Origin of the sequence: Petralouisia muris, from assembly GCF_004793545.1 — a bacterium.
GTDB lineage: Bacteria > Bacillota > Clostridia > Lachnospirales > Lachnospiraceae > Petralouisia > Petralouisia muris.
Genome location: NZ_SRYA01000012.1, coordinates 105,135 through 111,848 on the forward strand (window position 1 = coordinate 105,135; position 6,714 = coordinate 111,848).

The 6,714-nt window shown below is 38.2% G+C and carries 5 protein-coding genes; all 5 read right to left on the bottom strand.

Annotation, left to right across the window (positions count from 1 at the left end; genetic code table 11):
* Window positions 1-6 precede the first annotated feature (6 nt).
* Complete coding sequence (locus tag E5329_RS07930) at window positions 7-1,254, bottom strand: 6-phosphofructokinase (protein ID WP_135989034.1); 1,248 nt, start codon at window positions 1,252-1,254, stop codon at window positions 7-9.
* Between the two features lie 190 nt (window positions 1,255-1,444).
* Complete coding sequence (locus E5329_RS07935; protein WP_135989035.1) at window positions 1,445-3,037, bottom strand: AAA-like domain-containing protein; 1,593 nt, start codon at window positions 3,035-3,037, stop codon at window positions 1,445-1,447.
* 53 nt (window positions 3,038-3,090) lie between these two features.
* A complete protein-coding gene (locus E5329_RS07940) occupies window positions 3,091-3,807 on the bottom strand; it encodes a DUF4367 domain-containing protein (RefSeq protein WP_135989036.1) in 717 nt (238 codons plus the stop codon).
* A gap of 405 nt (window positions 3,808-4,212) precedes the next feature.
* Window positions 4,213-4,647, bottom strand: coding sequence for a hypothetical protein (locus tag E5329_RS07945; protein ID WP_135989037.1), 435 nt, complete (start codon window positions 4,645-4,647; stop codon window positions 4,213-4,215).
* Between the two features lie 173 nt (window positions 4,648-4,820).
* Window positions 4,821-6,494: an AAA family ATPase gene (locus E5329_RS07950; RefSeq protein ID WP_135989038.1), complete on the bottom strand. Its 1,674-nt coding sequence runs from the start codon at window positions 6,492-6,494 to the stop codon at window positions 4,821-4,823.
* Between the last annotated feature and the right edge of the window lie 220 nt (window positions 6,495-6,714).

Genomic DNA, 6,714 nt, shown 5'->3' on the forward strand with positions numbered 1-6,714 from the left:
TTTACTTTACAGCTTCTCCTGGAACCCGGGCTTGTACAAATGACGCGGAATTCCATCTACCATAACTGGTGAAACATCGCCCTGAATCAAAGGCTTCACATAGGTTACAAATTCATCTGTCACATAAGTGCCGTCCTTAGTTACCCAATCTCTGGGCACCAGCTTCTCGTCATTGGCAATCTTATGTACATCCTTCACTGCTGTTGTACTCTGATAAGGATCGTCAGAAATTCTCTCTAACACCACCATCTTGCCAGTATCGCCTTCATCTGCTGCCTTCACTGCTGCTCCGCCAACCTGGAAAGCCTCCAGAATGTCAATACGGGACGCAGAATGGGATGCAGAACGCTGCAAGGTGCTAAGTTCAATAGCACGAGTCTTGCATCCAATCTCTCCTGCCACAAAGTTGGCAAGATAAGCGGCTGTTCCAGAAAGCTGTTTGTGTCCGAAAGCATCCACAAAATCCACGCTGTTTCCAAGCTCACACACATATTTTCCATCCGGAATCCTGATTCCTTCAGAAACCGCCACTACCACAGAAGATTTCTTCTCTAACAGCTTGCGAATCTTTGCAATAAATTTCTCCAGATCAAAGGCCAATTCTGGAAGGTAAATCAGGTCAGGACCCGTACTGTCCTCTCCCTTCGCCAATGCCGCCGCTCCTGTAAGCCAGCCTGCGTTACGGCCCATAATCTCGATAATGGTAACCAGTCCCTTGTTGTACTCCAAACAAAAACTGTCACAGATAATTTCTTTCACGGAAGTGCCAATATATTTCGCTGCGCTTCCGTATCCCGGAGTATGATCCGTCAATGCCAAATCATTGTCTATAGTCTTGGGGCATCCGATAAACCGTACCGTCTGTCCGGTAATAATTGCATAATCTGACAATTTCTTAATGGTGTCCATAGAATCATTTCCACCGATATAAATAAATGCTTCAATATCAAGCTTATTCAAAATCTCAAAAATCTTCTCATATACGCCCATATCTTCATGGATTTCCGGCAGTTTATAACGACAGGAACCCAGATAAGCAGCCGGCGTACGCTTCAAAAGCTCTGCATCCAGCTCATTGGTAATATGCTCTGAAAGATCGATGTACCTTTCCTGAAGAAGTCCCTGAATTCCGTGCAGCATACCATATACCTTCTTAGCTCCGCGGTCTTTGGCTGTTCTATATACCCCTGCAAGACTGGAATTGATTGCGGCGGTAGGTCCGCCTGACTGTCCTACGATTACATTGCGTTTCATATTCGCACCTCCAAATTTATAGTTTACGCAAACTCATAACAAATATTATAACAAAAAATCATCTGTTGTACAAGTATATCCACACCCGATTTTCCTATTTATCCTCAAAATATTCTGTCCATCACTGGTTTCCGGAACTCTTTTTCAGAAAAGATGTTTCAGCCCATAACGAAAACTGAGCAGAAAACCCTTAAACCACCGCTTCTATGAGAATTTTATCCCCGATCTGAATCTCTCTTAGGCCGATTTGTTTGTTTTTATTAAAGTTAAAGCTCAGCATATAGCCTTTTTTCAGGCGGTAGTAGTCCAAATATCCTGACAGTTGTTCTTCTCCTCGTTCTTTATAGGCGTTGCCTCTCCAGATTTTCAGTTCAATTACAAATTGCTCTCCACAGTAATCCACAATTACATCTGTGCGTTCCATATTTCTTGTCTGAGACTCAATATAATAATTTCCAGTGCCATTGATAATAGGTTTCAGATACAGCAGAAAATATCTGCGGCCATCTTCTTCCAAAAACGCCTGATTTCTATCTCCATACAATTCTTCAAAATGGAGAATAAATTTTTCCAATACCAGTTTCATATTCAAATGTCCGTCCTGGATAAACTGATTTCTATCCTTTAATGCAGCATCATAAATACAATTTTTCTGCATTTCCGGTAAGCTGAGGAAAAAATTGTAAAGCAAAAGCTCAAATATCCGGTTGGCAAGCACAATCGTTCCGTTTACACGTTTCACAAATCCAAACATCATCGCTATTTCCATTGAACGGATACCGACAACATACACAATATCTTTTCCCTGAAACAGCAGGTTTCTCAATAATTCCTTCAATTCAGGATAATCTTCCAATTTATTGATCAAAGAATCAAACAAAGTGTTTTGTTCCATCAATAACATTCTGACGGCTTCCATAACGCCTTCTCTGGTCCACGCCAAACTTCTCTCATTAAATTTATCACTTCCTGCAATTTGTTCGTCTATCAGTTTGCAAAGCTTCGATACAAGAAACGGATACCCTGATGTATAATCGTAAATCAGCTTAGCAATCGCCTCTGTCTCCATGTCTGTTTCAGAATCCTGCTGGTATTCGAACAGCATTCCTGCAATATCTTCTGCCGAGAAATTCATGTCAATCAAAAAATCTGCTGCAATATTCCACGGACTGTTTAACCGATGCTCCTCCTTTTCTGCAAATTTTCTTTTTAAGTTCTTAATATCATACACTCCCGCAAGAATGACTGACTGAAAAGCCGCTATCTCATCCCTGTCGATATAAGCGCCCCGCAATTGGGATAAAAAATCCAGAAACACCTGATGATTTGCTGCGCTGTCCACTTCATCAATCATCAGAACCACTGGCTTGAAAGACTTCCGGCACCAAAAGCTAAAACATTCAAACAGACCGGCAAGATGCAGACTTTCCTCTTTTTCCTGGGTAACTTCCCGCAATTTCTCCGTAATTTCGATGGGAATGCTCTCTCTTAAACCTTCCTTCTTCAATATCTCCCTGGACAAAGCTTTTACAAAAAAACCTTCCGTTTCAAAATCCCTGCAGCTCAATTTCTGAAAATCCAGGCTGATTACAACATAATCATTTTGAAGATAACGCTCTAACGCTTTCAACATGGTGGTTTTTCCATATTGGCGAGCACGATTAATTGTAAAATAATCACCTCTGTCTACCATTTTCTTTGTTTCAGCCAGTCGTTTCTCCAGATTAACCATGTAATGTAATCCAGGCCTGCAGTTTCCATTGACATTAAATATTTTCCTCATAACTTCACATGTGCCCGACCTTTCCTGATTTTCAACTTGCAGCATTCTTTCTTTTACTCTATCGGGTCATTGGAAAGTTCTAATTTTCCTGCCAGTTCTATCAGCTCTTTTTTGGAAAATGGGCCGTCTAAGACTAATTTATATACACCGTTGGAGATTATCAAAGACCCCATTCCGTTGTCTTCAACGTAGTAGCCGGTAAAACCGTTTACTTCTACATCTTTCATTGGTTCTTTATCAGAGGTAACGTTTTCTGGATATTCTTCTTCCTGCCAAGTCTGTTTAAGAGACAATATACCATCTTCTTTATTAATATATCTAATTGCATATCTTTGAAATCCTTCATCAAATTTTTCTAATTCCATTATATATCCTTCTGGAACATCTACAAAACAATACTTTCTAAAAGTAGTTCTTGCCCCTATACTAATATCATTTTCATTGTTTTGAAATCTTACATGGTCATTATTCTGTTCCATATAAAAATTATTCAACCAACGAATCAACGGCTCTGATGCAACTGAACTTCCTCCTATTAACATAAGCAATAACAATACAATCACTGCCAGCCGCCTTTTGGAACGAATGGGGCGATACAATTCCATAATGGAAGTTCCATTTCTTTTATACCGTATTTGCGATATTTGAAACAGATTATGCATATTCCAATAAAATTTAAATGAAAATCTATGCCTTGCAAGAGTTTGCACACGACCATTATATCCATCTTTTGCAGTCTCTTCAAAAGCTGATATTAACAATTCATCCATAACTACCCATTTCCTTTCTTGAATGATCGACTCCAAATTCTGCTGCTCTACAAAAAACTGATTCCTTTTTGCTTATTTCAAAACCCAAGCAAATATTCCTATCATCTTATCCTTTATAAAACATTTCTTGCTTGATATTATACTTAAATCATATGCAAATATCAATCATTTTAAATCCGACACATATGACATTTTTTATAATTATTTCAACCAAAATAGATAATATGATGCAAAAACCGAGAGCTTACGCTCTCGGTTCCATTGTGTCATTTTCTCAAATATATTAACTATTGTAGACTAATCCTTAAGTAAAAATCTTTCCAAGAAAATCTAAAAATATAATTCCAAGAAAGCTGATGAACAAAATCAAGCATCCCTTTAAAAAATCTTTCATACTCCAAAATCTCAATACGTTGTTGTATTACTTGCACAAGTTACCTCTTCTCCTCCTACGGTACATATCGCATATACTCGATAAGTTCCCTTTGTAGATAAACTAAAAGATTTATACAAACTTTTTCCGCCAGCGTTCGCTGCCGATTCAATCCAAGAACTTACTGTATGCCAAGAACTACCCTCTTTTCGTTGTAAACGCATTATTACATTTATAAAACAAGCTTTTTTCGCAACTACCTCCGTATAGCAGTAAGCAGTACTCCCTTCAATTCTAATACCAGCGCTGACATTTGCAGTATTTACATAGTAAGGCTGTATCCCCTCAACTCCCCCAACTGCATTAGCATGTGCCACCGCATCCTCATTAGCTGCCGCATTACTAACGGTAGACATGCTTAAAACCAAGCATATAACTGCCAACACCATAGAAATTTTTCGTTTCATAAATCATTCTCCTTCCATTTCTCTTAAGTAAAAGTATTTTTGGTATAAAACCCCATAATTATAATAACAACTGAGACTGGAAAAATATGACACTTTTTAGATATTTTATTTTCATTATTTTCAATATTAAGCTATTTTAGCAAAACTCTCATTTCTCTTTAATATTTCTTTTATTAATTCTTCCTTTTCACCAAACAACGTTTTTTAAAAAAGGAAACTCCAAAACACATCACTTTAGAATAATCCTCCCGAAATTCTTCGCCATACATTTTACTATCTATCTGCATCACTGCATCTTCACAAGCTTTTCTCAATTGTTCCTTTGATTTTGCGTATTTCACTTCAAATACCGCTACACGATCCCCCGGATAATCTTGCACTACGATATCACTGTGCCCTTCTCCATGCTCTTTGTTGGATTCTACCACATACCCTGCTCCGGCAAATATCCCAGCAAAAAATGCGTAATAAAAATCCTCCCGATAATCATGATAACTGATCGTTTTGCGGAGCAGCTTTGTCATCTCTTCTGTCATGGTCTGGGCATCTCCGCTCCATACCGCTCTAAACAATGCTTTCCGATCCCATTTCTGTGTACTTTCTTGAAACCATTTTGCTATTGTGCTCTCAAAAATCGCCTCGATTTCCCTGTTTGGAATACTCAAAGCAAGATATTTTTCCGGCAAAGAGCTTTTCAACTGCTCCTCCCGAACCCGGGTTACATAACCTGTCAGATAAAGCATACTCCATAAATTCTCTTCCGAGTACAATAAGTCATCATACGCCAAATCTTCCTCCACCCTCTGCACCACATATCCGCCAGAAAGCAAAGTTTCAAATTTCTTCGTTATGGTATCTCCTGCAACATCAAGAAAAGATCGAATAATTCCATTATCGCTGGAATTTCTCCAATAACCTTCTGGTTTTGCCTTTGGATCTATCATCAGCCTTTCTACATGATTCATCACATCCCATGGGCAATAAACATCAAAATTTCCAAAATGGTATCCATTGTACCATTTCTTTATCACTGTACGATAATCTGACAAACCAGTTTCTTCTAATATTAAGTCTACTTCTTTCTGGGTAAAACCAAAATATTCATTTAACCTTGTATCAGAAATCGTATCCGACACAAAATTATTTGTTCCCGTAAAAATACTTTCCTTTGCAATTCTTAAGCAGCCGGTGACAACTGCAAACTTTAATGAATCATTATCCTTAACAACCTGCATAAGGCCTTTCATAACATCCAGCATTTCTTTGTAATAGCCATTGTCACTTGCTTTTGCCAGAGGAACATCATACTCATCCATCAGCAAAATCACCGGTTTTCTATAATATCTCTGCATCATTCTAGTCAAATTCAGCAGGCTATTCTCCACCATACCTTGTGCAGCCTTCTGGGAAGCCACCTGACAATACATCTCCTTACTGAAAGAATCCAGTTGATTGCTTTCCATTAGATAAATGTGTTCTTTATATAGATCAGAAATTACTGCCATGAGCTTTTCATAAGCCTTCGGAAAGCCCAATCCGTCAACACTTTTAAAGGACAAAAACAATGTAGGATACTGATTCATCCAAGTTTCACACAGTTCCTTTTCGCTCATTATAGAAAGCCCTTCAAACAATTCTACACTATTTTTCCGAATATCAAAAAACTCTGATAACATACTCATTCCCAGAGTTTTTCCAAATCTGCGGGGACGGGTGATAAGGGTAACTTGTCTTCCATCTGTTTCCAGCAATTCTCTGATTAATCCGCTTTTATCAATATAGTAGTATCCATTTTTTCGAATATCCGCAAATCCGGAGCGTCCTATTGGTATTTTTATCCCATTCATAGTTTGTAGTTCCTTATAAGATTCAATTACAAAATATCCTTTGCATATTTCTTTCTAAAACTTTAACATGCCATTCGTAATATGACAATATCTTTATCTGCAATATAACTGGCAAATTATCTCACAACTAAAATATCCCCCATCAGGCTACGGAGGCCGCTGAAGAACATCCTGTTTTTTAATATTGAATTTTTGATGCACGCAAAAAATCCACCAGTTT

Excerpts from the sequence above, each read along its gene's own strand:
- E5329_RS07950 (WP_135989038.1), bottom strand. The coding sequence starts at position 6,494 with ATGAATGGGATAAAAATACCAATAGGACGCTCCGGATTTGCGGATATT.
- E5329_RS07940 (WP_135989036.1), bottom strand. The coding sequence starts at position 3,807 with ATGGATGAATTGTTAATATCAGCTTTTGAAGAGACTGCAAAAGATGGA.
- E5329_RS07935 (WP_135989035.1), bottom strand. The coding sequence starts at position 3,037 with ATGAGGAAAATATTTAATGTCAATGGAAACTGCAGGCCTGGATTACAT.
- E5329_RS07945 (WP_135989037.1), bottom strand. The coding sequence starts at position 4,647 with ATGAAACGAAAAATTTCTATGGTGTTGGCAGTTATATGCTTGGTTTTA.
- E5329_RS07930 (WP_135989034.1), bottom strand. The coding sequence starts at position 1,254 with ATGAAACGCAATGTAATCGTAGGACAGTCAGGCGGACCTACCGCCGCA.